21 protein-coding genes are annotated in these 25860 nt (G+C 50.6%); 6 read left to right on the forward strand and 15 right to left on the reverse strand.

What is annotated here, in order from left to right; genetic code table 11:
* The first annotated feature begins 92 nt into the window (after positions 1–92).
* On the forward strand, positions 93–959 hold the full coding sequence (gene tesB / locus ACM615_RS09890) for an acyl-CoA thioesterase II (protein ID WP_113876136.1): 867 nt from the start codon (positions 93–95) through the stop codon (positions 957–959).
* 151 nt (positions 960–1110) lie between these two features.
* Here tesB and amtB read toward each other — a convergent pair whose 3' ends face one another.
* From amtB to ACM615_RS09915, 5 genes are all read right to left on the reverse strand, one after another.
* A complete protein-coding gene (amtB, locus tag ACM615_RS09895) occupies positions 1111–2400 on the reverse strand; it encodes an ammonium transporter AmtB (protein ID WP_095924964.1) in 1290 nt (429 codons plus the stop codon).
* Between the two features lie 85 nt (positions 2401–2485).
* Positions 2486–2824 carry a P-II family nitrogen regulator gene (gene glnK, locus ACM615_RS09900; RefSeq protein ID WP_009639071.1) on the reverse strand — a complete coding sequence of 113 codons (339 nt, stop codon included), beginning with the start codon at positions 2822–2824 and terminating at the stop codon, positions 2486–2488.
* Positions 2825–3165: 341 nt separating this feature from the next.
* Positions 3166–4965: a SmdB family multidrug efflux ABC transporter permease/ATP-binding protein gene (locus ACM615_RS09905; RefSeq protein ID WP_113876137.1), complete on the reverse strand. Its 1800-nt coding sequence runs from the start codon at positions 4963–4965 to the stop codon at positions 3166–3168.
* 1 nt (position 4966) lies between these two features.
* Positions 4967–6727, reverse strand: coding sequence for a SmdA family multidrug ABC transporter permease/ATP-binding protein (locus ACM615_RS09910; RefSeq protein WP_120160786.1), 1761 nt, complete (start codon positions 6725–6727; stop codon positions 4967–4969).
* Between the two features lie 135 nt (positions 6728–6862).
* Complete coding sequence (locus ACM615_RS09915) at positions 6863–7318, reverse strand: Lrp/AsnC family transcriptional regulator (protein ID WP_431011823.1); 456 nt, start codon at positions 7316–7318, stop codon at positions 6863–6865.
* Between the two features lie 119 nt (positions 7319–7437).
* Between ACM615_RS09915 and ACM615_RS09920 the strand changes: the two genes are divergently transcribed.
* The gene (locus ACM615_RS09920) at positions 7438–8481 is read left to right on the forward strand and encodes a PLP-dependent cysteine synthase family protein (RefSeq protein ID WP_112287515.1); all 1044 of its coding nucleotides are present in this window, start codon (positions 7438–7440) and stop codon (positions 8479–8481) included.
* Between the two features lie 168 nt (positions 8482–8649).
* Here ACM615_RS09920 and cof read toward each other — a convergent pair whose 3' ends face one another.
* Positions 8650–9468: an HMP-PP phosphatase gene (cof, locus tag ACM615_RS09925; RefSeq protein WP_113876140.1), complete on the reverse strand. Its 819-nt coding sequence runs from the start codon at positions 9466–9468 to the stop codon at positions 8650–8652.
* A 208-nt stretch (positions 9469–9676) separates the two neighbouring features.
* On the opposite strand from cof, the gene ACM615_RS09930 reads away from it, so the two are divergent.
* Together ACM615_RS09930 and queC are read left to right on the forward strand one after the other, a co-directional pair.
* Entirely contained in the window at positions 9677–11389 is a 1713-nt protein-coding gene (locus tag ACM615_RS09930) for an SgrR family transcriptional regulator (protein WP_159281238.1), read from the forward strand.
* Positions 11390–11497: 108 nt separating this feature from the next.
* Positions 11498–12196 carry a 7-cyano-7-deazaguanine synthase QueC gene (gene queC, locus ACM615_RS09935; protein ID WP_112287512.1) on the forward strand — a complete coding sequence of 233 codons (699 nt, stop codon included), beginning with the start codon at positions 11498–11500 and terminating at the stop codon, positions 12194–12196.
* 84 nt (positions 12197–12280) lie between these two features.
* Here the strand turns inward: queC and ACM615_RS09940 are convergent, their stop codons facing one another.
* The 9 genes from ACM615_RS09940 to bolA all read right to left on the reverse strand — a co-directional run bounded on the left by ACM615_RS09940 (position 12281) and on the right by bolA (position 22991).
* Positions 12281–12682 carry a YbgC/FadM family acyl-CoA thioesterase gene (locus tag ACM615_RS09940; RefSeq protein WP_112287511.1) on the reverse strand — a complete coding sequence of 134 codons (402 nt, stop codon included), beginning with the start codon at positions 12680–12682 and terminating at the stop codon, positions 12281–12283.
* Between the two features lie 118 nt (positions 12683–12800).
* Positions 12801–13184: a ComEA family DNA-binding protein gene (locus tag ACM615_RS09945; protein WP_113876142.1), complete on the reverse strand. Its 384-nt coding sequence runs from the start codon at positions 13182–13184 to the stop codon at positions 12801–12803.
* A gap of 138 nt (positions 13185–13322) precedes the next feature.
* Entirely contained in the window at positions 13323–15203 is a 1881-nt protein-coding gene (ppiD, locus tag ACM615_RS09950) for a peptidylprolyl isomerase (protein WP_132965055.1), read from the reverse strand.
* 165 nt (positions 15204–15368) lie between these two features.
* A complete protein-coding gene (gene hupB, locus ACM615_RS09955) occupies positions 15369–15644 on the reverse strand; it encodes a nucleoid-associated protein HU-beta (protein ID WP_013576637.1) in 276 nt (91 codons plus the stop codon).
* A gap of 215 nt (positions 15645–15859) precedes the next feature.
* Positions 15860–18214, reverse strand: coding sequence for an endopeptidase La (lon, locus tag ACM615_RS09960; protein WP_015698322.1), 2355 nt, complete (start codon positions 18212–18214; stop codon positions 15860–15862).
* A gap of 191 nt (positions 18215–18405) precedes the next feature.
* Positions 18406–19680 (reverse strand): ATP-dependent protease ATP-binding subunit ClpX, encoded by a 1275-nt coding sequence (clpX, locus tag ACM615_RS09965; protein ID WP_112287508.1) that lies wholly within the window; start codon positions 19678–19680, stop codon positions 18406–18408.
* A gap of 205 nt (positions 19681–19885) precedes the next feature.
* Entirely contained in the window at positions 19886–20509 is a 624-nt protein-coding gene (clpP, locus tag ACM615_RS09970; RefSeq protein ID WP_056771081.1) for an ATP-dependent Clp endopeptidase proteolytic subunit ClpP, read from the reverse strand.
* Positions 20510–20925: 416 nt separating this feature from the next.
* Complete coding sequence (gene tig, locus ACM615_RS09975; protein WP_112287507.1) at positions 20926–22230, reverse strand: trigger factor; 1305 nt, start codon at positions 22228–22230, stop codon at positions 20926–20928.
* Between the two features lie 446 nt (positions 22231–22676).
* Positions 22677–22991 carry a transcriptional regulator BolA gene (gene bolA, locus ACM615_RS09980; RefSeq protein ID WP_013576642.1) on the reverse strand — a complete coding sequence of 105 codons (315 nt, stop codon included), beginning with the start codon at positions 22989–22991 and terminating at the stop codon, positions 22677–22679.
* A gap of 342 nt (positions 22992–23333) precedes the next feature.
* Between bolA and ACM615_RS09985 the strand changes: the two genes are divergently transcribed.
* Both ACM615_RS09985 and ampG read left to right on the forward strand, forming a co-directional pair.
* A complete protein-coding gene (locus ACM615_RS09985) occupies positions 23334–23912 on the forward strand; it encodes a lipoprotein (RefSeq protein ID WP_113876144.1) in 579 nt (192 codons plus the stop codon).
* 146 nt (positions 23913–24058) lie between these two features.
* Positions 24059–25537 (forward strand): muropeptide MFS transporter AmpG, encoded by a 1479-nt coding sequence (gene ampG, locus ACM615_RS09990; protein ID WP_113876145.1) that lies wholly within the window; start codon positions 24059–24061, stop codon positions 25535–25537.
* The last annotated feature ends 323 nt before the right edge of the window (positions 25538–25860 follow it).

Raw genomic sequence — 25860 nt, forward strand, 5'->3', positions numbered from 1 at the left:
ACCTGTCAGCGAAGGTGTATTTCAGAACATTCCTGCCTGCGGTATCCCGAACAACTTAGGTCAATATCACCGGTAACTTTCATGAGGCCACTATGAGTCAGGCATTAAAAAATCTGCTGGATCTGTTAGATCTGGAAAAAATCGAAGAAGGACTGTTTCGTGGTCAAAGTGAAGATCTGGGTTTGCGTCAGGTCTTTGGTGGTCAGGTTGTCGGTCAGGCGTTGTACGCGGCCAAACAAACCGTACCTGTCGACCGCGGTATTCACTCTTTTCATAGCTACTTTCTGCGTCCCGGTGACAGCAGCAAACCCATCATTTATGACGTGGAAATTCTGCGGGACGGCAACAGTTTTAGCGCACGACGCGTAAAAGCCGTTCAGCATGGCAAACCGATTTTTTATATGACCGCGTCGTTCCAGAGCCAGGAAACCGGCTTCGAACATCAGAACACCATGCCTGATGTCCCGGCACCAGAAACGCTGGTTTCAGAATCAGATATTGCCAAAAATCTGGCGCATCTGATCCCTGAAAAATTCCGCGAAAAATTCATTGGTCACAAGCCGATTGAAATGCGTCCGGTGAAATTCCATAACCCGTTGAAGGGAAGTGTAGAAGAACCTCACCGCGCGGTCTGGTTCAGGGCTAACGGAGAAATGCCAGATGATTTGCGCATCCATCAGTATCTGCTGGGTTATGCCTCGGACTTCAATTTCCTGCCGACTGCACTGCAACCGCATGGTATCGGGTTCCTTGAGCCAGGAATGCAGGTCGCCACCATCGACCATTCGATGTGGTTCCACCGCCCTTTCCGTATGGATGACTGGCTGCTATACGCCGTTGAAAGCACATCTGCGTCGGGCGCTCGTGGTTTTGTACGCGGACAATTTTATACCCGTGATGGCGTTCTGGTTGCCTCTACGGTACAGGAAGGCGTGATCCGCCAGCGGACGCCTGAATAAACATTATCCGATCGCGGTTGGCAAAAACTGTGCATTAAAAAGGGGCGATATCGTTATCGCCCCTTTTGCATATCATCATTATTTTATTGTTTTGTACTGCTTAATGAGAGAGTTAGCGCACTACTTTCTCTGAAATCCTGTTACTGAGCCATTACTGGTTATAGGCGTTTTCGCCGTGGCTGTTCACATCCAGACCTTCACGTTCCTGCTCTTCAGGAACACGCAGGCCTACAATCATGTCAGCCACTTTGTAACCGATGAAGGCCACAACACCAGACCACACCAGTGTGACGCAAACGCTGAAGAACTGAACCCAAACCTGATGGCCCATGGTCACGCCTTCTGCATAACCCACGCCGCCCAGAGAGCTGGAAGTGAATACGCCGGTCAGCAGGCAACCTACGATACCGCAGACGCCGTGAACACCGAACACGTCACAGGTATCATCAACGCGAAGCCATTTTTTCAGGGTAACGACACCCCACAGGCCAGTCACACCGCCGACCAGACCGATGATCAACGCACCGCCCACGCCGACCGTACCACACGCCGGAGTGATGGCAACCAGACCTGCGATAGCGCCGGAGCTTGCGCCCAGCAGAGAAGGCTTGCCGCGAACCATCCACTCAACCAGAGTCCAGGACAGGATTGCGCCAGCCGTTGCAATCACAGTATTCAGGAACGCCAGCGCGGCAATGGAACTTGCTGCACTTGCAGAGCCGGCGTTAAAGCCGAACCAGCCGACATACAGGATTGCAGCGCCAGTGAACACCATTGGCAGGTTGTGAGGTTTGAACGCTTCTTTACCGAAACCGGCACGTTTGCCCAGCAGATAAGCACCGACCAGACCCGCGATAGCGGCGTTGATGTGAACAACGGTACCACCAGCGAAGTCCAGCGCGCCATCAGCAGCCAGGAAACCGCCCGCCCATACCATGTGTGCCATTGGAATGTAGGAGAAGGTCAGCCAGATCACGGTGAAAATCAGCACCGCAGAGAAACGCACACGTTCAGCGATACCACCGACGATCAGTGCCACGGTGATGCAGGCGAATGAACACTGGAATGCCACATGGATCATCTGAGAGAAGGTGCCGGTAACAGAATCCAGGCCAATGCCTTTCATCATTACGTTGCCGAAACCACCGAAGAAGGCGTTACCTTCGCTGAATGCCAGACTGTAACCGTAAAGGATCCACAAAACGCAGACCAATGCGAAGGTCACAATAACCTGAGTCAGCATGGATAAAACGTTTTTGGAACGCAGTAAACCGCCGTAGAACAACGCTACGCCAGGTACGGTCATAAACAATACCAGCGCAGTACAAATCATCATAAAGGCGTTATCAGCGCCGTTGGCGGCGGCTGGTGCCGCGGCCATGGCAAGCGAAGGCAATAATGCCACTGCGCCCAGCCCCATCATGGATAAAAGTTTTTTCATTATTAACCCACCCCTGTTTCTCAAAACTGTTTTTTCTAATCTGATTTATCTCAAACCGGTTGGCATGAGAGATAAAAACCGGAAATTACAGTGCTGCTTCGTCGGTTTCACCAGTACGAATACGGATAACACGTTGCAATTCAGCAACGAAAATTTTGCCATCACCGATCTTGCCGGTGTAGGCCGCTTTGCTGATCACGTCGATCACTTCATCGAGCTGATCGTCAGCGATAGCAATGTCGATTTTTACTTTTGGAAGGAAGTTCACACTGTATTCCGCGCCACGGTAAAGTTCGGCATGACCTTTCTGACGGCCAAAACCTTTAACTTCCGTTACGGTCAGCCCCTGAATTCCAACAGCAGACAGCGCTTCACGCACGTCTTCCAGCTTAAAAGGTTTGATCACCACAGTAACCAGCTTCATTGTGCCACTCCTCGAATTAAGGGCTTACCGCGAGAGGATTCGCGCCCGATACGCAAGGGATAAAGCAAAGGGTGTGCCAGAGTTGAAACTGATGAAAGATTCCTGCAATTCCCGCGCAAACCGGCATTTTCAGAATAATCGTGACCGGGCGCACAGTTGTTTCGCCACACAGCACACTGCTGAGTACGCACCATTTAAGTGCTCATCGCTGCTTTATAGTGCAATGTGTAAACCGCAGGTATTTTGCCTGCATGAATACGGTGCGCGGGATGGGATGGCGGGAGGATAAGACGTTGAGGAGAGAATGCTGGCGTAGCGAACGCGTTACGCCAGCTGACAGTTTATGCGTTTTCTGTGGAAGGAATTCCCTGCTCAGCTGACGCCAGTTCTTGCCCGGCAAGTTGCAACTGATACATCTGATAATACCGGCCTTTTTCTGCCAGCAGCTGTAAGTGGTTGCCCTGCTCAACGGCTTGCCCGCGGTGCAATACCAAAATATTATCTGCATCCACAATCGTCGACAGCCGGTGTGCAATTACAACCAGAGTTGTTTGCTGACGAATGGCACGTAAAGCACGCTGAATTGCCTGCTCGGTTCCTGAGTCGATATTGGCCGTTGCCTCGTCAAGGATCAGAATTTCTGGTGCCTGCACCAAAACGCGCGCCATCGCCAGTAATTGCTTCTGTCCGACAGAGAGATTATTACCCTGTTCTCCCAGACGCGTATTCAACCCTTCCGGCATTCCCCGTACCAGCGGAGAAAGCTGCACAATATCCAGTGCGTGCCAGACCTGAGCTTCATCAATATCGCGACCTAAAGTCACGTTAGAGAATACCGATTCCGCCAGCACCACCGGATCCTGCTGAACCATAGCAATTCCCTTTCGCAGACTGGAATGCGAGAGATCAGCAAGGTTACGCCCGTCGACGCGGATCTCACCTTTATTCAGCGGATAATAGCCCATCAGGAGATTCGCCAGCGTACTTTTGCCACTGCCTGTGTGCCCGACCAGCGCCACAAATCCACGTGAAGGGACATGCAGGGTAATATTCTCCAGCACCCATTTGTCCGGACGGTAGGCAAAACTGACGTCGCGAATATCAATCTCGCCGCTGGTCAGCAACTTATCGTCCGGTCCGTACTGCTGCTGAGTCCGGTCCATCAAATCAAAGATACGTTCACCTGCGACTACAGCCTGCTGGAGAATGGATTGCTGCGACGTCAGCTCAATCAGAGGTTCGTTTAGACGCCCGAGGTAGTTGATGAAAGCATACAAAACCCCCACGCCAATCGAGCCTTCGGCACTGAAACCGAACAAGATTAACAAGCCGCATAAAATCAGGGATGAAAATAAGCTGAGTAATGGTCGCAGCAAAAATCCTTCCAGCCTGAGCGTCTGCATGCGGGCCATATAATGTGACTGACTGGCGCGGGACAATCGTTCACCAAACCGTTTTTGCTGACGGAATTGCTGAATGACGTTCATACCATTAATGACTTCGTTGAAGCCATCATTTATGTCCGCCAGATAAGCACGCACTTTACGAACGACCGGCGTACTGTAAATTTGGTACAGCCCCATCACCACAAACACAGCCGGGAAGATGCAGATAGCCACCGAGGCAAGTCGCCAGTCAAGGCTGAACATCGCCACCAGCATTGCGCCAATCAGCGCAATGCTGCGCAAAACCGTCGATACGACAGTGACATAAAGGTCACGGATCACTTCAGTATCATTGGTCACACGCGAAATCAGTTGCCCGACCGGCTGGGTATCAAAGGCGCTCAAAGGCTGACGCAATGCCGCATCCATGACGTCGGTGCGCAGACGCTGAACCACGCCAACCGCAGCACGGTTAAACAGAAGTGCCTGAAAATAGTGCAGGCTTGCAGCCAGAAATTGCAGGAAGATGAAACTCAGCGCCAGTAAACTGACTTTCCCCCAGGGCATTTCACCCTTCGCCACATAATGGTCGATAAAAAAGCTGATCAGAATCGGGCCGGTAACTTCCGCTGCGGCAGCAATCCACAACATCAGTACAGCGTAAGACAGCGGCTTACTGTAGGGTTTACCATATCCCAGCAGACGTTTGAGCGTAGGCCAAAGCTTTTGGATTTTACTGACTTTTTGTTCCGCCATGTTATTCAGCCTCCTTTTCCGGCACATCATCCAGCGCAGCTTCAAGCTGCTGATAGCGGAACATATCGCGATACCAGCCCGGCTTCGCAGCCAGTTCGTCATGATCGCCGCGCTGTGAAATGCTTCCGTGACTGAAAACCAGAATCTCACTGGCTTCGGTCAGCGCAGAAAGCCGGTGAGCGCTGATAATCACCGTTCTGTCACTGCCCCACTGACGCAGATTTTGCAGGATTTGATGTTCCGTGCGGCCATCGACGGCAGATAGCGCATCATCCAGGATCAGGATTTCAGCTTTCAGCAACAGCGCTCTGGCAATTGAAATACGTTGTTTCTGGCCGCCCGAAAGCATAACGCCACGTTCACCGACTTCTGTTTCATATCCCTGAGGCAAACGCAGAATGTCATCGTGAACGCTGGCAAGCCGTGCCGCTTCCTCAATGTCTTCCTGCGTGGCATCCGGCCGGCCGAGGGCAATGTTCTGCGCGACGGTATCTGAAAACAGGAAAGGCGTCTGGCTGACTACCGCAAGCCGCGCGCGCCAGTCATCAAGCCGGATCTCTTTGAGTGATAGACCGTGGTAACGCACATCGCCTTCAGTCACATCGAACTGGCGCTGAAGCAGTGCCAGCAAGGTACTTTTTCCAGAACCCGTCGGGCCACATAAACCGAGCATTTGCCCCGGTTTCAGGGAAAACGCCACAGACGTTAAGGCAGCGTGTTGGTGTTCGGGATAATGGAAATTGTTGATCTGCGCTTCAAGTACTGCGCGACCCGCCGGTAAAGGCGTTGCGCCATCGGCCACCGCTGGCGCTTCCTGTAACAGGCTGCGGATACGGCTGTAGGCGGCACTGCCACGCTCTACGATATTGAACATCCACGCCAGCGCCAGCATCGGCCAGATCATCAGCCCCAGATACATCACAAAACTGGTCAGTTCACCGAGTGTCAGATGCCCGTTGACCACCATCCAGCTGCCGCCGCCAATGGCCAGAAGATTTGCCATGCCGATGGAGACGTAAATCGTCGGATCAAAACGTGCATCGACCCGGGCTACGCGCAGGTTTTTAGCACCGGTATCCGCGGCAACATCAGCAAATTGTGATGACTGATGGTTTTCCAGACCAAAAGCTTTGATCATGCGGATGCTGGTCAGGCTTTCCTGGGCCTGATCGTTAAGAGAGGAAAATGCCGCCTGTGCGGTTTTAAAGCGGGAATGCAACTGGTCGCCGTAACGCTTGATGATGATCGCCATCACCGGCATCGGCACCAGCGAAAGCAGCGTCAGTTCCCAGCTGATCTGGGTTGCCATGACAATCAGCACGGCAAGTCCCATAACCAGTGAATCCACCAGTGTCAAAACGCCCTCGCCTGCGGCAAACACCACGCGGTCGACGTCGTTGGTGGCACGGGCAATCAAATCGCCGGTGCGATGACGCAAATAAAAAGCCGGATGCTGACGACTAAGCTGGCGGAAGAAATCCTGGCGTAACTCGACGGCCAACTTATAGGACGCACCGAATAACAGTACGCGCCAGACATAGCGCAGCAGGTACACGACTATCGCTGTGCCGAGCATCAGACCCAGCCATGCGAAAAGCACGTTGTAAGACATTTGTTTTGACGTTACGCCATCAATGATTATGCCCACCAGTTTTGGCGGCAGTAATTGCAGGACAGCAATAATGATCAGCAAGGCAACGGCACCCAGATACCGGCGCCATTCGCGACGGAAATACCAGCCTAATTGTGCAAACAGTCTCACGCAGAGTTTTCCATACAAATAATAATGATTTTATTGAGTTAACAGATATCACAAATACCCGTTTGCTCTTCAGGCTGACAAGGATACCAGAGTTAACATGCGTTTCTGATGAAACTTTTTACTGCAACTTTTGCATTAAATGGGCAATACGGTGGTCGATTTTATGCGCTCCATCGCAAAACTTGAGGTCACATCGTTCAGTCCCGGAATGCCGTTCACAAGTCGCTTGTAAAAGTTATCGTAGCTTTTCATATCGTAAACCTGCACCTGCAATAAATAATCATATTCTCCGGCCATCCGGTAGAAGCCCAGTACTTCCGGAAATGCTTCAACCTGTTGTACAAACCGCTGATACCATTCGCTGTTGTGATGCTGAGTTTTGATCAGCACAAATGCCGTCAGGCTCAGTCCCAGCTTATCGCCATCCAGCAACGCCACTTTGCCGCGAATAATCCCGTCATCTTCAAGGCGCCTGATTCGTTTCCAGCAAGGAGTGGAAGTGAGATTAACGGCATCCGCCAGTTCGTTCAGGGAAAGGGTGCAATCTTTTTGCAGCAGGGATAAAAGCTTGAGGTCAATTTTATCTACCATAAGGCACTCCGGGAGAAAATACTTCTACAAATACGACAAACCGTGGGCCAAAGAGTAACTTATTTCTCTGGTGATTACGTTATTCTTATCCCATCCGAACACTTTTATGAGTCTGCAACATGCGTAATTCCTGGGTCACTCACGCCATTAAAGAAATCGACGCCGATTTTCAACGTTCAGCCGACACACACTTAATTCGTCTCACACTGAATGACTTACCCGGAATTTCGATGTATCTGAAGGATGAGAGCACCCACCCTTCCGGCAGCCTGAAACATCGCCTGGCACGCTCACTGTTTTTATATGGTCTTTGCAACGGCTGGATCCGCGAAAATACGCCCATCATTGAAGCTTCTTCGGGCAGCACCGCCATTTCCGAAGCCTACTTCGCCCGACTGCTCGGTCTGCCTTTTATTGCCGTGATGCCTTCCTGTACGGCTCCGCGCAAGATTCAGCAAATTGAGTTTTACGGCGGCCGCTGTCATTTCGTCGAAAATTCCAGCCAGATTTATGCGGCTTCCGAGCAACTCGCCAGAGAACTGAACGGTCATTATATGGATCAGTTCACCTACGCGGAACGCGCGACTGACTGGCGCGGGAACAACAATATTGCCGACAGTATTTTCCGTCAGATGTCCCGCGAGCCGCATCCGGTGCCGCGTTATCTGGTGATGAGCGCCGGTACCGGTGGAACCTCTGCGACGCTCGGACGCTATATCCGTTATCAGGGGCACGACACCGAACTGGTGGTGGTAGATCCTGAAAACTCGGTATTTTACGATTATTATCAGCAACGTGACGCCAGCGTCACTGCGCAATGCAGCAGCCGCATTGAGGGCATTGGCCGCCCGCGCGCCGAACCGTCATTTATCCCGGACGTCATCGACAACATGATGCAGGTGCCCGATGCCGCAAGCGTGGCGACCGTCCGCTGGTTAGAAAAGGTGCTGGGACGAAAAGTCGGTGGCTCAACGGGCACCAATATGTGGGGCGCTTTGCAGCTGGCAAAACAAATGCATGAGAAAGGTGAAACCGGTTCGATCGTCACGCTGCTTTGCGACAGCGGCGAACGCTATCTGAATACCTATTTTGACGACAACTGGGTGGCAAAGAATATCGGGGATATTTCCGTTTACGCTGCACAACTGGAAGGACTTAACTAATCTTTTTCCAAAATAATTCGAGTTGCAGGCAGGCGGCAAGTTTGTGAATCCCGATGAGCTTACATGAGTAAGTGATTCGGGTGAAAGAATGCGGCTAACACAGCTAGAGTTTGAAAGATGAAGAGGAAAAAAGCCGGGACAGAATGGCCCGGCTTGCTGCAATACCTTTTATTCGGGGGAATAGGTGAGGTGTGGAGTGTGCAGCCAGTGTTGCAAAAAGTGAGACACCGCCTGATTGCGGCAATGCCCGATGATTTGTAAGTGAGGAGATTGCTCTTTCAGCACCGGTAATGCGTTGCCCATTATCAGCCCCATCCCGACGCCTTCCAGCATTTCTTTGTCGTTCATAGCATCGCCAAAGGCCATGCATTCAGACATTTCAATCCCCAGTCCCGCCGTCAGAAGTGCCAGGGCGCTGCCTTTATTGCTGCCCGCAGGCTGCACATCCAGACAATCTGCCGCTGAGAAACACAAATCTAAGCGCGGTCCGAAGTGCGCTTTCAGCTGAGGAACCAGCGCCAGCAGGGTTTCGTGAGGCGCGCAGAAACACACTTTACTGTTACCCGAATCCGGCAATAAACGCAGATCCTGCAACTGGTAACGGAAACCGCTGAACTGGTGCGGGATCAGTAAGTCAGGATCATCGAGCGACGTAAACCAGCCTTCATCGCGGAACACGTGCAGACTGGCCGGAGTATCCCATTGCGTGTGCAGAAGCTCATGCGCACAATCTTCGGACAAATCGCTTGCGTGTAACCGGTGGCCGGCTAAGTCATGAATACGCGTGCCGTTACCAGTGATCAGGAAACCGTCCAGCCCGATATTTGCCAGAATATCTTTCATTTCAAGATAATGACGACCGGTCGCAAACGTCAGTTTTACCGGTTTTTCAGCCAGCTGACGCAGCGTTGCCAGTGTTTTTTCGCCCAGGGTGTGATCGGGTAAAAGCAGCGTGCCATCCATATCAAATGCAGCTAAACGGTACATGTTTCCTCTCTGAGCGGGAATAATTTTCACTTTCAAAGTATGTACCCGGATTTGCGGAACTAATAGTGAACAGTTTATGAATACTGTTCCGGTTTTAGCTCACACTTTCTTTCTTCGCGGCAAGCCAGCGCGCCGTGCGTGGGATATCCTGAACAAACGATATGCTGAACAAACAAGTTAACCTGAAAAATAAGGTTCCGTATTTATCATGCGCCTGCAAAACCGCCTTAATCAATTCCAGCGTCTGCATCTCAAAACCGGATCGTTTCCGGTTCAGCTTACTGTGGCAGAACTGGCAGACATTTTTTGCTGTAGCGAACGCCATACGCGAACTTTACTTACTCATTTTCAAGATGCGGGCTGGATTGAATGGAAATCACAGGCTGGCCGCGGTAAACGCGCCTCGCTCTGCTGCCTGAGAACACCCGAAGATCTGCGCGGCACCTATTTACAGGAATTACTGATTAACGGTGAACATTCTGCGGCACTGCAATTAAGCCAGCTGGATCCCACACACCTCAATGCCCTGCTGGCACCGCATCTCGGCGGACAATGGCAGGAAGACGCCCCCACATTACGCATACCTTATTACCGCCCTCTCCAGCCTTTGGATCCTCTGACCCTGACCGGGCGGGCGGAGCAGCATCTCGCCCACACCATTCATGCGGGTCTGACGCGTTATATTCCGGGAAACTCTGCGCCACAGCCTGATCTGGCACATCACTGGCAGGTCAGTAACAATGGCAAAACCTGGCAGTTTTTTCTGCGCAGTCAGTTGTTCTGGCATAACGGCGAGCCGCTTAAAACAGCGCAACTGATGGCCCGGTTCCAGCAGCTAAAAAATTCGTCACGCGGCAAACACAATCTGGCGTCCGTCACCCGACTGTCGCAGCCTCACGCGCTATGTCTGCAATTTGATCTCGATAAACCCGATTACTGGCTGGCACATCGTTTTGCCGATCTCAATTGCCTGCTTTCGCACCCTGAAGATCCGCACATTGGTGCCGGACCTTTCCGCCTGACCACGTTTTCCCCTGAGCTGGTCCGGCTGGAGCAACACACGTTGTATACGCTGCAACATCCTTATCTGGCGGCGATTGAGTTTTGGATCACGCCACAACTGTTTGCTCAGAAGAACAATGTCAGCTGTCAGCATCCGGTCAGGATCATTCTTGGCGAGCAAGAAGAATTATCGCGGGTAAAACCGGTAAGGCGCAGCACCAGCCTGGGGTTTTGCTATATCGCCGCCAATCTCCGGCGCGGTGTGTTAAATGAGGCGCAGGCGCGGAAAATTGTTAGTCTGATCCAGCGCAGCGGCATGTTAAATAATTTGCCTATCGATCATGACCTGGTGAAATCCAGCAAAGAAATGCTGCCGGGCTGGCCAATTCCTTTGCATGATGATGCGGATGTTCTGCTGCCGGAAAAACTGACATTGCTGTTTCATCCGCCGGTTGAATTTGAGCTGGTAGCACAGGCGCTAAAAGAACGGCTGGCGGAAGAAGGTTGTCGGCTTGAGATTGGTTACCATGCTGGCAGGCTCTGGGAGGACGATGCGTTGCTCCGCTCAGCCGATCTTCTGCTCGGGGACCGCCTGATTGGTGAATCGCCCGAAGCATCGCTTGAAAACTGGCTACAGCAAGACCCGCTCTGGCCGGGGATCCTGCGCGATGAAGATTATGCGTGTCAGCAACAGCGCCTGGAAGTGATTCAGCAAATCCCGCAGGAAAACCGTCGTTCGGATGAGCTTCGCGATCATTTCTTTAAATGGATGAAATCAGGCATCGTGACACCCTTGTTTAATTATCAATATCAGGTCAGTGCGCCACCGCGTATCAGCGGAGTTCAGCTTACGGCCTGGGGCTGGTTCGATTTTAGTCAGGCCTGGGTTCCGCCGCCCCTGCAGGATGAAAATGCGTGAAGGAGCTGTTTCACTACACTCTGGCACTAAAGAAAAGTAACATTAGGGCAGTTTTACTGTCCGGCGGGCAGTGAATTCAGATAATGGTTTCAACAACAGGTAATCAGAATGAAAAGAGCAGTGGTAGTTTTTAGCGGCGGACAAGATTCAACAACCTGTCTGATTCAGGCTCTGAAGCAATATGACGAAGTCCACTGCGTCACGTTCGATTATGGTCAGCGCCATCGTGCTGAAATTGAAATCGCACAGAAATTATCAGTGGAACTTGGCGCCCGTGCGCATAAGGTGCTGGATGTTGGCTTGTTAAATGAACTGGCCGTCAGCAGCCTGACCCGCGATAACATTCCGGTGCCTAACTTTGGGGATGAAAATAACGGCGGCCTGCCAAGCACTTTCGTTCCAGGTCGTAATATTTTATTCCTGACACTGGCAGCAATTTACGCTTATCAGATCCAGGCTGAAGCGGTGATCACCGGGGTTTGTGAAACAGATTTCTCCGGTTATCCGGATTGCCGTGATGAGTTCGTGAAGGCGCTGAACACGGCCGTTTCGCTCGGTCTGGCACGCGATGTTCGTTTTGAAACGCCGCTGATGTGGCTGAATAAAGCCGAAACCTGGGCGCTGGCTGATTATTATCAGCAACTGGATCTGGTCCGCCATAAAACGCTGACCTGTTATAACGGCATTGCCGGTGATGGCTGTGGCGAATGTGCGGCCTGTCATTTGCGCGCCAACGGTTTGCAGCAATTTCAGCAGGATAAAACGGGCGTAATGAACAGCCTGAAGCAGAAAACCGGTCTGCGCTGATTAAGCAGACGTCAGAAGCAAAGCGGGTGGCCATCAGACCACCCGTTTTCTATTAATCAGCATGTTTATAAGTACTTAGCCGAATCAGTCGTTTTCCAGCTCCAGTTCACGTAATCGCTCCAGCAACTCACCTTCCAGCGGCAACGCCTTTTGCGTACGCAAGTCGATACAGACAAACGTCAGCGTCGCATCGGCAACCACTTCGCCCTCACAGGTCACAACCTGTTCCAGCACACCGCTGCGTCCGTTTAATTGCTGCATGCTGCTGTCAATGCGCAACACATCGCCAAGCACTGCGGGTTTGCGATAATTGATGTTGATATTTACCACGATAAACGCGATTTTATTTTCGCTCATCCACTGGAAACCCGACTGATTATCGAGCCATTCCCAGCGGGCAGTTTCGAGGAATTCAAGATAGCGCGCATTGTTGACGTGCTGATAGACGTCGATATGAAAGCCGCGAACTTTGATAAAGGTATGCATAGTGGTTAAAAAACTCCTGATAGTCGTCTTAGGCATACAACCAAACTGGTCAGATGTCTTTAGAGATTAGCAGAAGAAAACGGCGGCAACCGTTGAGGGTTTACCGCCGCGACATCCGTCACAATTTCAGACGGTCCTTGTTACGTTCAAATAATGCAGCACCAATTCCCGGTACTTCGCGCAGTTGTTCCACATCGGTAAACTGCCCAAGTTCTTCGCGATAGCTGATGATGGCCTGCGCTTTCTTCATCCCTACCCCGTTCATCACCTTGGCAAATTCCTCTGCTGTCGCAGTGTTGATACTGACAGTACTTTCATCTGTAACCGCAACCTGCTCCTTTTTCACTTGCGGGCCTGAGACTTTACCTGCAGCCGTTACCGGCGCTGCCGTGGTAGTCGCCACAGGGCTGGTGGCATTGGGTGCCGCGTGTAACATAACGGGCAGAGTAGAAAGCCCCAGTGCCAGAGCCAACGAAAGTGATGTAATGCCTAATTTTTTCATGCTGTATCCTCCATGTGTTTGACAGCACGGAGAGAGTGCATCAGGCAGGAAAATCGAACAACGGGCAAGTTTCAAATATGGAAAAGGCCGCGAAAGCGGCCTTTGTTTGTTGCAACGCGTTGCAAAACTTTGCGGCGTTTACTGGTTTTGTGCAGCTGAACCGTATTTGATTTTCGCTTCCTGACGCAGATTAGTCAGCAAGGCATCAAAGGTTACGTTCGAGGAGGTTTGTTGCATCTCCTGATTGAAACGCGCGATATCCGCTTCAGGAACGACACCCGGCGTCACAGTATTCAGTTTAACCAGCACGCTGTTGCCTTTATTGTCCTGAGTCAGACCATAAACTGGCTGGTCTTTCTGAGGATGTGGCAACGCGTAGACGTTAGATTCAAACGCAGAAGGCTGCTGACTGCGCTGGACTTTCTGCACAGCACCGAAGCTCAGACCTGCCGCTTTCATCGCGTCATCGCCTTTGCCGTCTTTCAGAGCGGTCAGAAGTTTTTCGCCATCCATCCGTGCCTGATCTTGTGCTTTCTGGCGTTTAACCAGCGTCGTCACCTGATCTTTCACTTCAGCAAAAGGTTTCACGCCTTCCGCTTTATGCGCTTCTACACGAACCACAAAGGCGCGATCGCCATCGACAGTAATGATATCGGAGTTACTGCCCGGAGAACCGTCCTGACCAATCAGACCGCCATCAAAGATCGCCTGTACGACAGGTTTGAAGTTGATGCCAGCAGGAATTTGGTTTTGGGTAAACCAGTCGGTATGCACCGCTTTAGTTCCTGCAACTTCTTCGGCTGAAGTCAGAGATTCATTGTCATTAGTTGCGGCTTCGCTGACTTTCTGTTGCAGCGCGTAGTAAGCATCCAGTGATTTTTCCTGCTTAAGCTTGTCAGTGATCGCGTTACGGACAGCCGCTAACGGTTTGACCTGCTCAGGCGTCACGTCATCAAGGCGCAGGATGAAGAAACCGCTGTCAGATTTAATCACGCCGGAAACCTGACCTTTAGCCGTCAGATTAGCGTTCTTAAATTCTGGCAATGTGGTTTCAGGTTCCATCCAGCCCAAATCACCACCCTGTTTAGCGCTCAGAGCATCGGTAGATTTAGTCTTAGCCAGTTCGGCAAAGTCAGTCCCTTTTTTCAGCTCGGCGGCAACCGCGTCGGCATCAGCCTGTGATTTAAGGACAATGACGCTGTAACGGCGACGTTCAGGCTGACCAAACTCACTTTTGTGCTGATCGTAATAGGCGCTGATATCAGCATCTGTCACTTCAGTTTTGCCCTGCATGGCCGCGGCATCCATTTCGATGTAGCTGACTTTTACCTGCTCAGGGGAAATAAAGCTGTTTTTGTTCTGGTCGTAGAAAGCCTGTAACTCTGCGTCAGTCACCTGCTGTTTAGCAGCCAGCGCATCGGTATCCAGAGTGGCGGTTTGTACTTCACGAACCTGCAGAAGCAGTGCAGCCAATGATTTGCTTTCTACCGGCAAAACGAAATCTGACTGGCCGTAAGCCTGCTCAAGCTGCTGACTGATAAGCTGCTGTTTCATCAACTGCGCAAAATTATCCGCGCTGTATCCCATGCTCTGGATACTTTGCAGATATTTGGCGTTATCAAAACGGCCATCAGTCTGGAATTGTGGGGTGGCAAAAATCGCGTCTTTGATCTGCTGATCGCTGACGGCAATACCCAATTTTTTGGAATACTGATCCAGCAAAGTGACGTCAATCAGATTGCTCAGGGATTCCTGACGCAGTTGCTGCATGTAACCGTCACTGCCCGCCAGTTCAGAGAACTGATCGCCAAGTTGCTGCTGCAACCGGTTACGCTGGTTCTGCACAGCCTGCTCTAACTGAGCCCGACCGATTTCCTGACCATTCACTTTCGCTGCATAGTCGCCTGAACCGCCGACCAGGTAGTTGCCCACCCCTGTCAAAATAAAGGACAGAATAATCAGGGCCAGAATGATTTTGAGCACGACGTTGTTGGAAGCCGCGCGTAAATTGTCCATCATAGTGAGGCAACACTCCGCTGTAATAAAAAAAGCGCATCGTTCTCGATGCGCCTTGTATCTTACCTTACCAGCCCGATGACGTCAGGTTATTGTTTAACAACCAGACCTGAATGAAAAAGCATCAGTGATGCGCCTCACACGGTTATAACGTCAGCTTGCAGATAATTAGCCGTTAACGGCATCTTTCAGCGCTTTACCTGCACGGAAGCCAGGTACTTTGGCTGCTGCAATGCTGATTTCTTTACCGGTCTGTGGGTTACGACCAGTACGTGCTGAACGTTCACGCACGGAGAAAGTACCGAAGCCTACCAGAGCTACTTCATCCCCCGCTTTCAGGGTGTCAGTGACAGATGCAAGAACAGCATCTAAAACACGTCCCGCTGCGGCTTTAGAAATATCAGCACCGGCAGCAATTTTGTCGATCAATTGTGACTTATTCACTCTTATCATCCCCTCTTAATTTCGTTCATCACGCCGCATTTTCCCTGCAGACGTGACCGCGCTGCTGTTATATCAATCTTGTCAGAGCGATGCAAGCGACTGAAAGCAGCCTGAAACCCTTTGACCGTTGACTACGTTAACGGCACAAAAAAAAGCTGGCAAGTGAGATTTCACCTGCCAGCCTGAGTTTTATTCAACTGTGTAAGCTGATGTCACTATTTTGCTGCCACCGGCAATGCGCCGTAAGCCGGATTTTGCAATGCGATGTTCAGAACATCATCAATGCGTTTTACCGGGTGGATCTCAAGATCTGCCAGCACGTTTGCCGGAATTTCTTCCAGATCGCGTTTGTTGTCATCCGGGATCAGAACCACTTTGATGCCACCACGATGGGCTGCGAGCAGTTTTTCTTTCAGACCGCCAATTGGCAGAACCAGACCACGCAAAGTGATTTCACCTGTCATCGCAACATCCGCACGAACCGGGTTACCCGTCAGACAAGACACCAGCGCAGTACACATTGCGATACCGGCACTCGGACCATCTTTCGGCGTTGCCCCTTCTGGTACGTGAACGTGAATATCGCGTTTTTCGTAGAAGTCAGGGTTGATACCCAGTTTGTCAGCACGTGAACGCACAACGGTCAGCGCGGCCTGAATGGATTCCTGCATCACTTCACCCAGAGAACCGGTGTAAGTCAGCTTACCTTTGCCCGGTACGCAGGCCGTTTCGATGGTCAGCAATTCGCCGCCCACTTCGGTCCACGCCAGACCAGTGACCTGGCCCACACGGTTTTCGGTATCAGCACGGCCATAATCGACCTTCTGCACGCCGAGGAAATCTTTCAGGTTGTCGCCGTTGATTTCAATGTGCTTGATGTTTTTATCCATCAGCAATTGTTTAACTGCTTTTCGGCAAAGTTTAGACAACTCACGTTCTAAACTACGCACACCCGCTTCACGGGTATAGAAACGGATAATGCCGATAATTGCACTGTCATCTACCGTCAGTTCGTTCTTCTTAAGCGCGTTACGCTCAAGCTGCTTCGGCAGCAAATGCTGTTTGGCGATGTTCAGTTTTTCATCTTCGGTATAGCCCGAAAGACGGATCACTTCCATACGGTCAAGCAGCGGAGCCGGGATATTCATCGAGTTCGAGGTCGCCACAAACATCACATCTGACAGGTCGTAATCGACTTCCAGATAGTGATCGTTAAACGCCACGTTCTGTTCCGGATCCAACACTTCCAGAAGAGCAGAAGCGGGATCACCACGCATGTCCGATGACATCTTGTCGATTTCATCAAGCAGGAACAGCGGGTTTTTAACCCCGACTTTCGCCATTTTCTGGATCAGTTTGCCTGGCATGGAACCGATATAGGTACGACGGTGACCGCGGATTTCCGCTTCATCACGTACGCCACCCAGCGCCATACGTACATACTGACGGCCAGTCGCACGTGCGATTGACTGACCCAGTGAGGTTTTACCCACACCCGGAGGCCCGACCAGACACAGGATTGGCCCTTTAATTTTGCTGACACGACTCTGTACTGCGAGGTATTCCAGAATGCGGTCTTTGACACGCTCCAGACCATAGTGGTCAGTATCCAGAACTTCCTGCGCTTTGAGCAGGTCTTTTTTCACTTTGCTGCGGGCATTCCATGGCACCTGAAGCATCCAGTCGATATATCCACGGACAACCGTAGCTTCGGCGGACATTGGCGACATCATTTTCAGCTTTTGCAACTCAGCTTCGGTTTTTTCACGCGCATCTTTCGGCATTTTGGCCGCTTCGATTTTGCGTTTCAGCGCCTCATGCTCGTCAGGCGTATCGTCCATTTCGCCAAGTTCTTTCTGAATCGCTTTCATTTGCTCATTCAGATAGTACTCGCGCTGGCTTTTTTCCATCTGTTTTTTGACACGGTTACGGATGCGTTTCTCAACCTGTAACAGGTCGATTTCCGATTCCATCATCGCCATCAGATATTCAAGACGCTCGGTGATATCAAACATTTCCAGCACGGATTGTTTGTCAGCGAGTTTCAATGGCATATGCGCAGCGATGGTGTCAGCCAGACGTGCAGCATCTTCAATACTGTTCAGCGAAGTCAGCACTTCCGGCGGGATCTTTTTGTTCAGCTTGATGTAGCCTTCAAACTGATTAATCGCAGTACGCACCAGAACTTCCTGCTCGCGTTCATCCACGGCCGGAGATTCAAGATATTCCGCCTGGGCAGCAAAATGCTCGCCACTGTCAGAAAGTGTCGTAATACGCGCACGTTGTAACCCTTCCACCAGCACTTTGACCGTTCCGTCCGGGAGCTTCAGCATTTGTAATATTGAGGCAACCGTACCCACGGAGAAGAGGTCATTAACGCCCGGCTCATCTGTTGAAGCTTCTTTCTGCGCCACCAGCATGATTTTTTTGTCGTGATCCATCGCAGCTTCGAGGCACCGAATCGATTTTTCCCTGCCAACAAACAACGGGATCACCATGTGCGGATAAACCACCACATCGCGCAAAGGCAATACGGGGATTTCTATGCGTTCAGAACGCTCAGGGTTCATAGAGCTCTCTCTTAGTTTAGCTTCCGCCAGGTTAAGGAAATCTCGTGAAACACGAGTCAGACGGGTTTCAGCAAGTCGTTAACTGAGTATATGGGGATGAATGTCTGACATTCAACGATAAGAATGTGCGAAAAAAAAATGGGGGACAAAATCCCCCATTTCATGGCTAACTCTCTGGATAGATTGGCTAATTATTCGCCAGATGCCTGTTGTGCTTCTGGTTTGCCATAAATCATCAGAGGTTCTGACTGGCCCGCAATCACGGACTCATCAATCACCACTTTTTCGACATCTTCGAGAGACGGCAGATCATACATAGTGTCCAGCAATGCGGCTTCTACGATGGAACGCAGACCACGGGCACCGGTTTTACGGACCATGGCTTTTTTCGCAATCGCAACCAGCGCTTCATCGCGGAATTCCAGTTCAACGCCTTCCAGATTGAACAATGCCTGATATTGCTTAGTCAGGGCATTTTTCGGCTCTTTCAGAATCTGAATCAGAGCTTCTTCGTTCAGCTCGCTCAGGGTCGCTACCACGGGCAGACGGCCGATGAACTCAGGGATCAGACCAAATTTGATCAAATCTTCTGGTTCAGCCTGCGCCAGCAACTGACCTTCGGTCGCTTTCTGTTCTTTGCCTTTCACTTCTGCACCAAAACCGATACCGGTATTGGTGTTGATACGCTGACCAATCACTTTATCCAGACCGGCAAATGCGCCGCCACAGATAAAGAGGATTTTCGATGTATCAACTTGCAGGAATTCTTGCTGAGGATGCTTACGTCCGCCTTGCGGTGGAACGGCAGCCACTGTGCCTTCAATCAGTTTCAGCAGCGCTTGCTGAACACCTTCGCCCGACACGTCACGCGTGATAGACGGGTTGTCAGATTTGCGGGAAATCTTATCGATTTCATCAATGTAAACAATGCCGCGTTGCGCTTTCTGTACGTCGTAGTCACATTTCTGCAGCAGCTTCTGGATAATATTTTCGACGTCTTCACCAACGTAACCCGCTTCGGTCAGCGTGGTAGCATCAGCCATCGTAAATGGCACATCCAGGAAACGCGCCAGGGTTTCAGCCAGCAGCGTTTTACCGCTACCGGTTGGCCCGATCAGCAGAATGTTGCTCTTGCCTAATTCGATACCGTTGCTGGTATCGCCATTACGCAGGCGCTTGTAGTGGTTGTACACAGCCACAGCCAGCACTTTTTTCGCAGGTTCCTGGCCGATGACATAATCGTCAAGGTGCTGACGGATTTCATGCGGCGTCGGTAATGCACTGCGTTCACGGTGTGGCGCGACTTCTTTGATCTCTTCGCGAATAATGTCATTACACAAATCGACACATTCATCGCAGATATACACTGACGGCCCGGCAATCAGCTTACGCACTTCATGCTGGCTTTTGCCGCAAAAAGAGCAGTACAGCAGCTTTCCTGAACCGTCTTTGCGCTTATCTGTCATCAGTAAACCTCTTCTCTAGTATCAGTCCCGCAGCGTAACAAGAACACCACGGCACGACCATATTACACAACAGCCGCATGATTGGCTGATGTCTGTTCATTCCTGTTATGACTCATGGCAGGCAGGTTTTGCTTAATACAAAACCTGCCGTTGAGACATCCGTATGAGTATAACTATAGACCATCAGCCCGGCAGAAATAAGCCGTCAGGCGCGATGGGTAAATACGGAATCCACTAACCCGTACTGTACAGCCTCATCAGCAGACAGGAAACGGTCACGCTCAGTGTCACGCTCTATTTCTTCAAGAGTTTTACCCGTATGTTTCGCCATCAGCTCATTCATACGTGATTTCACTTTGAGAATTTCTTTTGCGTGGATTTCGATGTCCGTCGCCTGGCCCTGGAAACCGCCCAGTGGCTGGTGGATCATCACGCGTGAGTTTGGCAGACAGAAACGTTTGCCCTCTGCACCGGCGGTCAACAGGAATGCCCCCATTGAACAAGCCTGCCCCATACAAATGGTGCTGACGTCCGGTTTGATAAACTGCATGGTGTCATAAATCGACATACCGGCAGTGATCACACCACCCGGTGAGTTGATATAAAGATAAATGTCTTTTTCCGGACTTTCTGCTTCCAGAAACAGCATCTGGGCAACAATCAGGTTAGCCATATGGTCTTCAACCTGACCTGTCAGGAAGATGATGCGTTCCTTAAGCAGACGGGAGAAGATGTCGTATGAACGTTCGCCCCGTGAAGTTTGCTCAACCACCATGGGTACCAACGCCATGTTTGGTGCAAATTGCTCTCTTTCACCACTGTATGACATAACCGTCTCCTAATAGATTCTGTTTGGCGCTCTTTAAAACCGATTCTACTTGAGATAGGCACACATGACTATGCTCAAGCGGCCAAGTCGCCATTTACACGCCTGACGGTCGTTATCAGTCAGATTTTAACTACAAATTTACCTGGGTTCGTTCTTATCAATTGGGGGATTTAGCCCCTTTTTTCAAGCCTGCAGGAATATTTCTTTTTCTCACGCTGTCCTGAACCGGTGAAAGCCATTCTGGATGAGGCCAGTGTGAGGTTTCTACGTGGGCTGTGCCTTATAGTGATAAATATAGTGCAAAAACAACAGTCAAAAACAAAAAACACCTGATTTTCAGCAAATAAAAAGCCCGCAGTAAAAACTGCGGGCCTGAGAAGCGAACCTGTAAACAGGTTCAGCAACGTGCAATTAACTTATGCAGGTTGAGTCTGGTTCATCAGCTCAGTAAAGGTAGTGGCTTTTTCAGTCACTTTCGCTTTAGACAACAGAGTTTCGACCGCTTGTTCTTCCAGAGCGACGTTACGCATGTTGTTCATCAGCTCTTTGTTTTTGCTGTAGAACTCAACAACTTCTTGTGGATCTTCGTACGCAGAAGCCATTTCTTCGATCAGCGCTTTAACGCGATCTTCGTCAGCTTTCAGTTCGTGCTGGCTGATCACTTCACCCAGCAGCAGACCAACAACGACGCGACGTTTAGCTTGCTCTTCGAACAACTCACGTGGCAGTTCCAGCGCTTGTTTTTCGTTGCCGCCGAAACGTTGTGCAGCCTGACGACGCAGAACATCTACTTCGCCGTCGATCAGTGCAGCTGGCACGTCGATTTCGTTAGCGCTGACCAGACCGTCGATTGCCTGAGTTTTGATGCGGTTACGAACAGCACCTTTCAGCTCGCGTTCCATGTTTTTACGCACTTCAGCGCGCAGACCTTCAACAGAACCATCAGCCACGCCGAAACGTTTGATGAATTCTGGCGTCAGTTCTGGCAGTTCACGCTCTTCAACTTTCTTCAGAGTGATCGCGAACTTAGCTGCTTTACCTTTCAGGTTTTCAGCGTGGTAGTCTTCCGGGAAGTTCACGTCGATTGTGAATTCTTCACCCGCTTTGTGACCGACCAGACCTTCTTCGAAGCCTGGGATCATGCGGCCCTGGCCCATAGCCAGTACGAAATCAGAGGCTTTGCCGCCTTCGAAATCTTCACCGTCGATAGAACCGGAGAAATCAACGGTTACGCGGTCTTCAGCAGTGGCTGCAGCGTCAGTTTCTTTCCAGTCAGCTTGTTGCTTACGCAGAGTTTCCAGCATGGTATCAACATCAGCGTCGTTAACTTCAACAACAGGTTTTTCAACTTCGATGTTTTCCAGATCTTTCAGCTCAACTTCCGGGTACACTTCGAATTCTACGGAGAAATTGAAGTCTTCACCTTGCTTGTACTCACCCGGGATATAGTTAGGTGCGCCAGCCGGATTGATTTTTTCTTTGATGATCGCATCAACGAAATTGCGTTGCATCAGATCACCCAGCACGTCCTGACGTACTGACGCGCCGTAACGCTGTTCGATGATGTGGCTTGGTACTTTGCCTTTACGGAAGCCGTCAATACGTACTTTTTTAGAGACGTTGATCAGTTCACTGCTCACTGCTTTTTCAATGCTTTCAGCAGGAACAGTAATCGTTACGCGGCGCCCAAGGCCTTGAGTGGTTTCAACAGAAACTTGCATCTTGTTACCTCAAAAAAAAATCACAGTGCTCGGTCAACTCCAGAAGTCGTTCTCAAGATGAGAAGCAGCATCGAGTGCGCGAACTTACCTTGAAAACGACTTCTAAGAACCGGGACAGTTCTGTATCAGAACGTAGCCCTGTATTCGAGAGAGTCCGAAACCATTCCGGAAAAATTAGACGCGACATTATAGCGACGCAGACGCATTGAGTCGAGGACGGTATCTGTTACGCGGGAGGAAACTCACACGGGAATCGATCCATCGAAAAAAGCGGTCATTGCAAAGGCATTTCGCCTTGCCGTCTGTCCGTCAGAAGAAAAACAAAAACGGCCCGCGGGCCGTTTCTTGAAATTCGCATCTACTAATACCGCATCTGACAAGGAAAGTTCCAGTTTTACCGTCTCAAATGCCGATATTTATGCCTTTTTTGAATCAAATCGTGACGATTACGCCATTGTGCCCGCGCCGCGACAAGGCGGAGAGGCCGGAACCGTATCCTGCAAACCTTCCCATTCTTTCAGGGTGTAAGTATGCAGTGCCAGTGCATGAACGCTGCCCGCCAGCTCTTCGGTTAATCTTCCATAAATTGCACGATGACGCGCCAGGAAACGCTCGCCGATAAACTTATCGGACACCATGACGACTTTAAAATGGCTCTCGGAGCCTGCCGGGACATTATGACGATAGCTTTCGTCAGTCACTTCCAGAAACGCAGGTTCGAATGCTTCAACTAATTTTGCTTCTATTTGCTCACGAATCATAGCAATCTCCTTACACCGCATCAGCTGAGAACTGCGTCTGTCTGGTACTTCTATCTCTCTATAATGATAGGCTGTTTTCCGGACTCTATGCATGTCAGAACAATAAATTTCTGCTGCAGATTGATAAAAACGCCGCTCAGCCTGTCAAAGCTGATTCTGTCAAAGAAAGTGCTGTTCCGCCACGGATGATGAATGTCATCCGCAGGTTAACGACTTCTTTGCTGAAAAAAAGCGCAAAAAAGACGTTTTCCGGATTTTTGGGACTTCCCCCGGAAAATGGCAATGTTATGATGTCGGCAAAATTTTGAGCACTATTCCCTTATTAATATTGAGAAAATACACATGCTAAAGAAAATTATTTTCCCGGTTCTGGCGATGTTGATGCTGGCAGGCTGTGCCACCAGCACTAACACGCTGGACGTTTCTCCGAAAATTGTATTGCCTTCACAGGATCCTACCCTCCAGGGCATCACCATCAGCATCAACGGTGCTGACCAGCGTCAGGATCAGGCACTGGCAAAAGTAAACCGTGACGGCCAGCTGATTTCCCTTACGCCTTCCCGTGACCTGCGTTTCCTGCTGCAGGAATCTCTGGAGAAACAAATGACCGCCCGTGGTTACATGGTCGGTGCTGACGGCGCTGTGGATCTGCAAATCGTCGTGAACAATCTGTATGCAGATGTTCAGGAAGGTAACCTTCGTTATAACATCACCACTAAAGCCGATATCTCTATCATTGCAACGGCTAAAAATGGCAGCAAACAGGTGAAAAACTACCGCTCGACGTACAACGTTCAGGGCGCACTGTCTGCGACTAACGCGAAAATCACCAATGCGGTTAACACCACTCTGGGTGATGTCATTAGCGACATGGCCTCAGATACCAGCATCAGCGACTTCATCAAAGCTAACGCGCGATAAGTTTCTGCTGTAAGAGTGAACACTTCTGCCCGGCTTGTCCGGGCAGAATGCTTTCTGAGGCAAGTGATTGTCTTTCCCGATAAGCATCCCTTCCTTTATTATGCGTATGCGCCACTCTCTCACCGGTACGCAGGAACACAATTTTAATGAAAGGTCAGTATTTCAAGATTTTCACGCAGCGTAATACCGTCATTTTACTGCTTCTGGGCTTTGCTTCCGGCTTACCGCTGGCGCTGACATCCGGCACATTGCAGGCGTGGATGACAGTGGAAAACGTCGATCTGAAAACCATCGGGATTTTCTCGCTGGTCGGTCAGGCTTACGTTTTTAAATTCCTGTGGTCACCGATGATGGACCGTTATACGCCCTCTTTCCTCGGGCGCAGACGCGGCTGGCTGATACTGACGCAACTCCTGCTGGTGGTGGCGATTTTCGCGATGGGATTTATGGATCCCTCCAAAGATTTATTTTGGCTGGCGTCGCTGGCAGTGCTGATAGCCTTCGCTTCCGCGTCGCAGGACATCGTTTTCGACGCCTACAAAACTGATTTATTGCCACCGGAAGAGCGCGGGAACGGCGCGGCAGTTTCCGTACTGGGCTACCGGCTGGCGATGCTGGTATCCGGCGGACTGGCCTTATGGCTGGCAGATCGCTACCTCGGCTGGCAACACATGTACTGGCTGATGTCAGGTCTGATGCTGACTGGCGTTATCGCCACCCTGCTGTCGCCGGAACCTGAAAACTCGCAACCGGCACCGCGTACCCTCGAAATGGCGGTCGTCGCGCCGCTGAAAGACTTCTTTGGCCGTAACAATGCCTGGCTGATTTTACTGCTCATCGTGATGTACAAAATGGGCGATGCATTCGCAGGCAGCCTGAGCACCACATTTTTGATCCGCGGCGTCGGATTTGATGCCGGAGAAGTCGGACTGGTAAATAAAACGCTCGGTCTGGCGGCCACAATTTTTGGCGCCCTGCTGGGCGGGATGCTGATGCAACGTCTGAGCCTGTTCCGCGCACTGATGCTGTTCGGGATTTTGCAGGCTGTATCCAATGCGGGTTACTGGATCCTTGCCGTTACAGATAAAGATTTGATCACCATGGGCACGGCGATTTTCTTCGAAAATCTTTGCGGGGGGATGGGGACGGCGGCCTTTGTCGCATTGCTGATGACGTTGTGTAACCGCTCGTTTTCTGCCACGCAGTTTGCGTTGCTTTCTGCGCTATCAGCCGTGGGCCGTGTATATGTCGGGCCGATTGCAGGCTGGTTTGTGGAAGCCTATGGCTGGCCGTGGTTTTATCTTTTCTCGATTGTGGCGGCGGTCCCCGGTTTACTGCTGCTGGCGGTTTGCAGACAGACGCTGGAATACACTCAAAGCACCGACAGCTTCCTGCCACGCGTTCACTTTGCAAAATCCTACAGGTGGGCGCTGCGTTTTCTGCTGACAGGAAGCGTGCTGCTGATCCTGTGGCTGGTCACACTGATTGCCGACAGTATGGGCTGGGCTTCCTGGCAAGCTCTGGCGACAGTTTTGCTGGAAACTGGCGCATTTATATGTCTGACTGGTGTTATTTTAGGCAGCCTGCTCGACTTTTTATCTCTGCGCCGTACCGCACGTTCATGATTTGCCGCCATTCATTTGAAATGAGTGGCGCATTCATTTAACAACTGATCAATAAATATCACTCAACAATTTAAATTCAGAAAAAATAATATTCGCGGGGATAATTTTTCTCCGCCGCTTTTTGTTGATTTTATTTCACTCGTTTTAAACATTAATTTAACATTAATTAAACCTATCGATCGGATATCGGCCGGCAATAATATTGAGAAAATCTGTCACCCCTTGTTTTTCATCACTATAGAAAAAAATCTATACGCAACATATTGTTGCCCACTGTAAATTGTCACGATCCGTGACATGTGTGACTGCGTTAACATAAAGTG

This window comes from Rahnella sp. PAMC25617, assembly GCF_050606005.1.
GTDB classification, from domain to species: domain Bacteria; phylum Pseudomonadota; class Gammaproteobacteria; order Enterobacterales; family Enterobacteriaceae; genus Rahnella; species Rahnella variigena.

What these genes read in the sequence shown, in the direction of transcription:
- tesB (WP_113876136.1), top strand. Translation starts at nt 93, where the DNA reads ATGAGTCAGGCATTAAAAAATCTGCTGGATCTGTTAGATCTGGAAAAA.
- amtB (WP_095924964.1), bottom strand. Translation starts at nt 2,400, where the DNA reads ATGAAAAAACTTTTATCCATGATGGGGCTGGGCGCAGTGGCATTATTG.
- glnK (WP_009639071.1), bottom strand. Translation starts at nt 2,824, where the DNA reads ATGAAGCTGGTTACTGTGGTGATCAAACCTTTTAAGCTGGAAGACGTG.
- ACM615_RS09905 (WP_113876137.1), bottom strand. Translation starts at nt 4,965, where the DNA reads ATGGCGGAACAAAAAGTCAGTAAAATCCAAAAGCTTTGGCCTACGCTC.
- ACM615_RS09915 (WP_431011823.1), bottom strand. Translation starts at nt 7,318, where the DNA reads ATGGTAGATAAAATTGACCTCAAGCTTTTATCCCTGCTGCAAAAAGAT.
- ACM615_RS09920 (WP_112287515.1), top strand. Translation starts at nt 7,438, where the DNA reads ATGCGTAATTCCTGGGTCACTCACGCCATTAAAGAAATCGACGCCGAT.
- cof (WP_113876140.1), bottom strand. Translation starts at nt 9,468, where the DNA reads ATGTACCGTTTAGCTGCATTTGATATGGATGGCACGCTGCTTTTACCC.
- ACM615_RS09930 (WP_159281238.1), top strand. Translation starts at nt 9,677, where the DNA reads ATGCGCCTGCAAAACCGCCTTAATCAATTCCAGCGTCTGCATCTCAAA.
- queC (WP_112287512.1), top strand. Translation starts at nt 11,498, where the DNA reads ATGAAAAGAGCAGTGGTAGTTTTTAGCGGCGGACAAGATTCAACAACC.
- ACM615_RS09940 (WP_112287511.1), bottom strand. Translation starts at nt 12,682, where the DNA reads ATGCATACCTTTATCAAAGTTCGCGGCTTTCATATCGACGTCTATCAG.
- ACM615_RS09945 (WP_113876142.1), bottom strand. Translation starts at nt 13,184, where the DNA reads ATGAAAAAATTAGGCATTACATCACTTTCGTTGGCTCTGGCACTGGGG.
- ppiD (WP_132965055.1), bottom strand. Translation starts at nt 15,203, where the DNA reads ATGATGGACAATTTACGCGCGGCTTCCAACAACGTCGTGCTCAAAATC.
- lon (WP_015698322.1), bottom strand. Translation starts at nt 18,214, where the DNA reads ATGAACCCTGAGCGTTCTGAACGCATAGAAATCCCCGTATTGCCTTTG.
- clpX (WP_112287508.1), bottom strand. Translation starts at nt 19,680, where the DNA reads ATGACAGATAAGCGCAAAGACGGTTCAGGAAAGCTGCTGTACTGCTCT.
- clpP (WP_056771081.1), bottom strand. Translation starts at nt 20,509, where the DNA reads ATGTCATACAGTGGTGAAAGAGAGCAATTTGCACCAAACATGGCGTTG.
- tig (WP_112287507.1), bottom strand. Translation starts at nt 22,230, where the DNA reads ATGCAAGTTTCTGTTGAAACCACTCAAGGCCTTGGGCGCCGCGTAACG.
- bolA (WP_013576642.1), bottom strand. Translation starts at nt 22,991, where the DNA reads ATGATTCGTGAGCAAATAGAAGCAAAATTAGTTGAAGCATTCGAACCT.
- ACM615_RS09985 (WP_113876144.1), top strand. Translation starts at nt 23,334, where the DNA reads ATGCTAAAGAAAATTATTTTCCCGGTTCTGGCGATGTTGATGCTGGCA.
- ampG (WP_113876145.1), top strand. Translation starts at nt 24,059, where the DNA reads ATGAAAGGTCAGTATTTCAAGATTTTCACGCAGCGTAATACCGTCATT.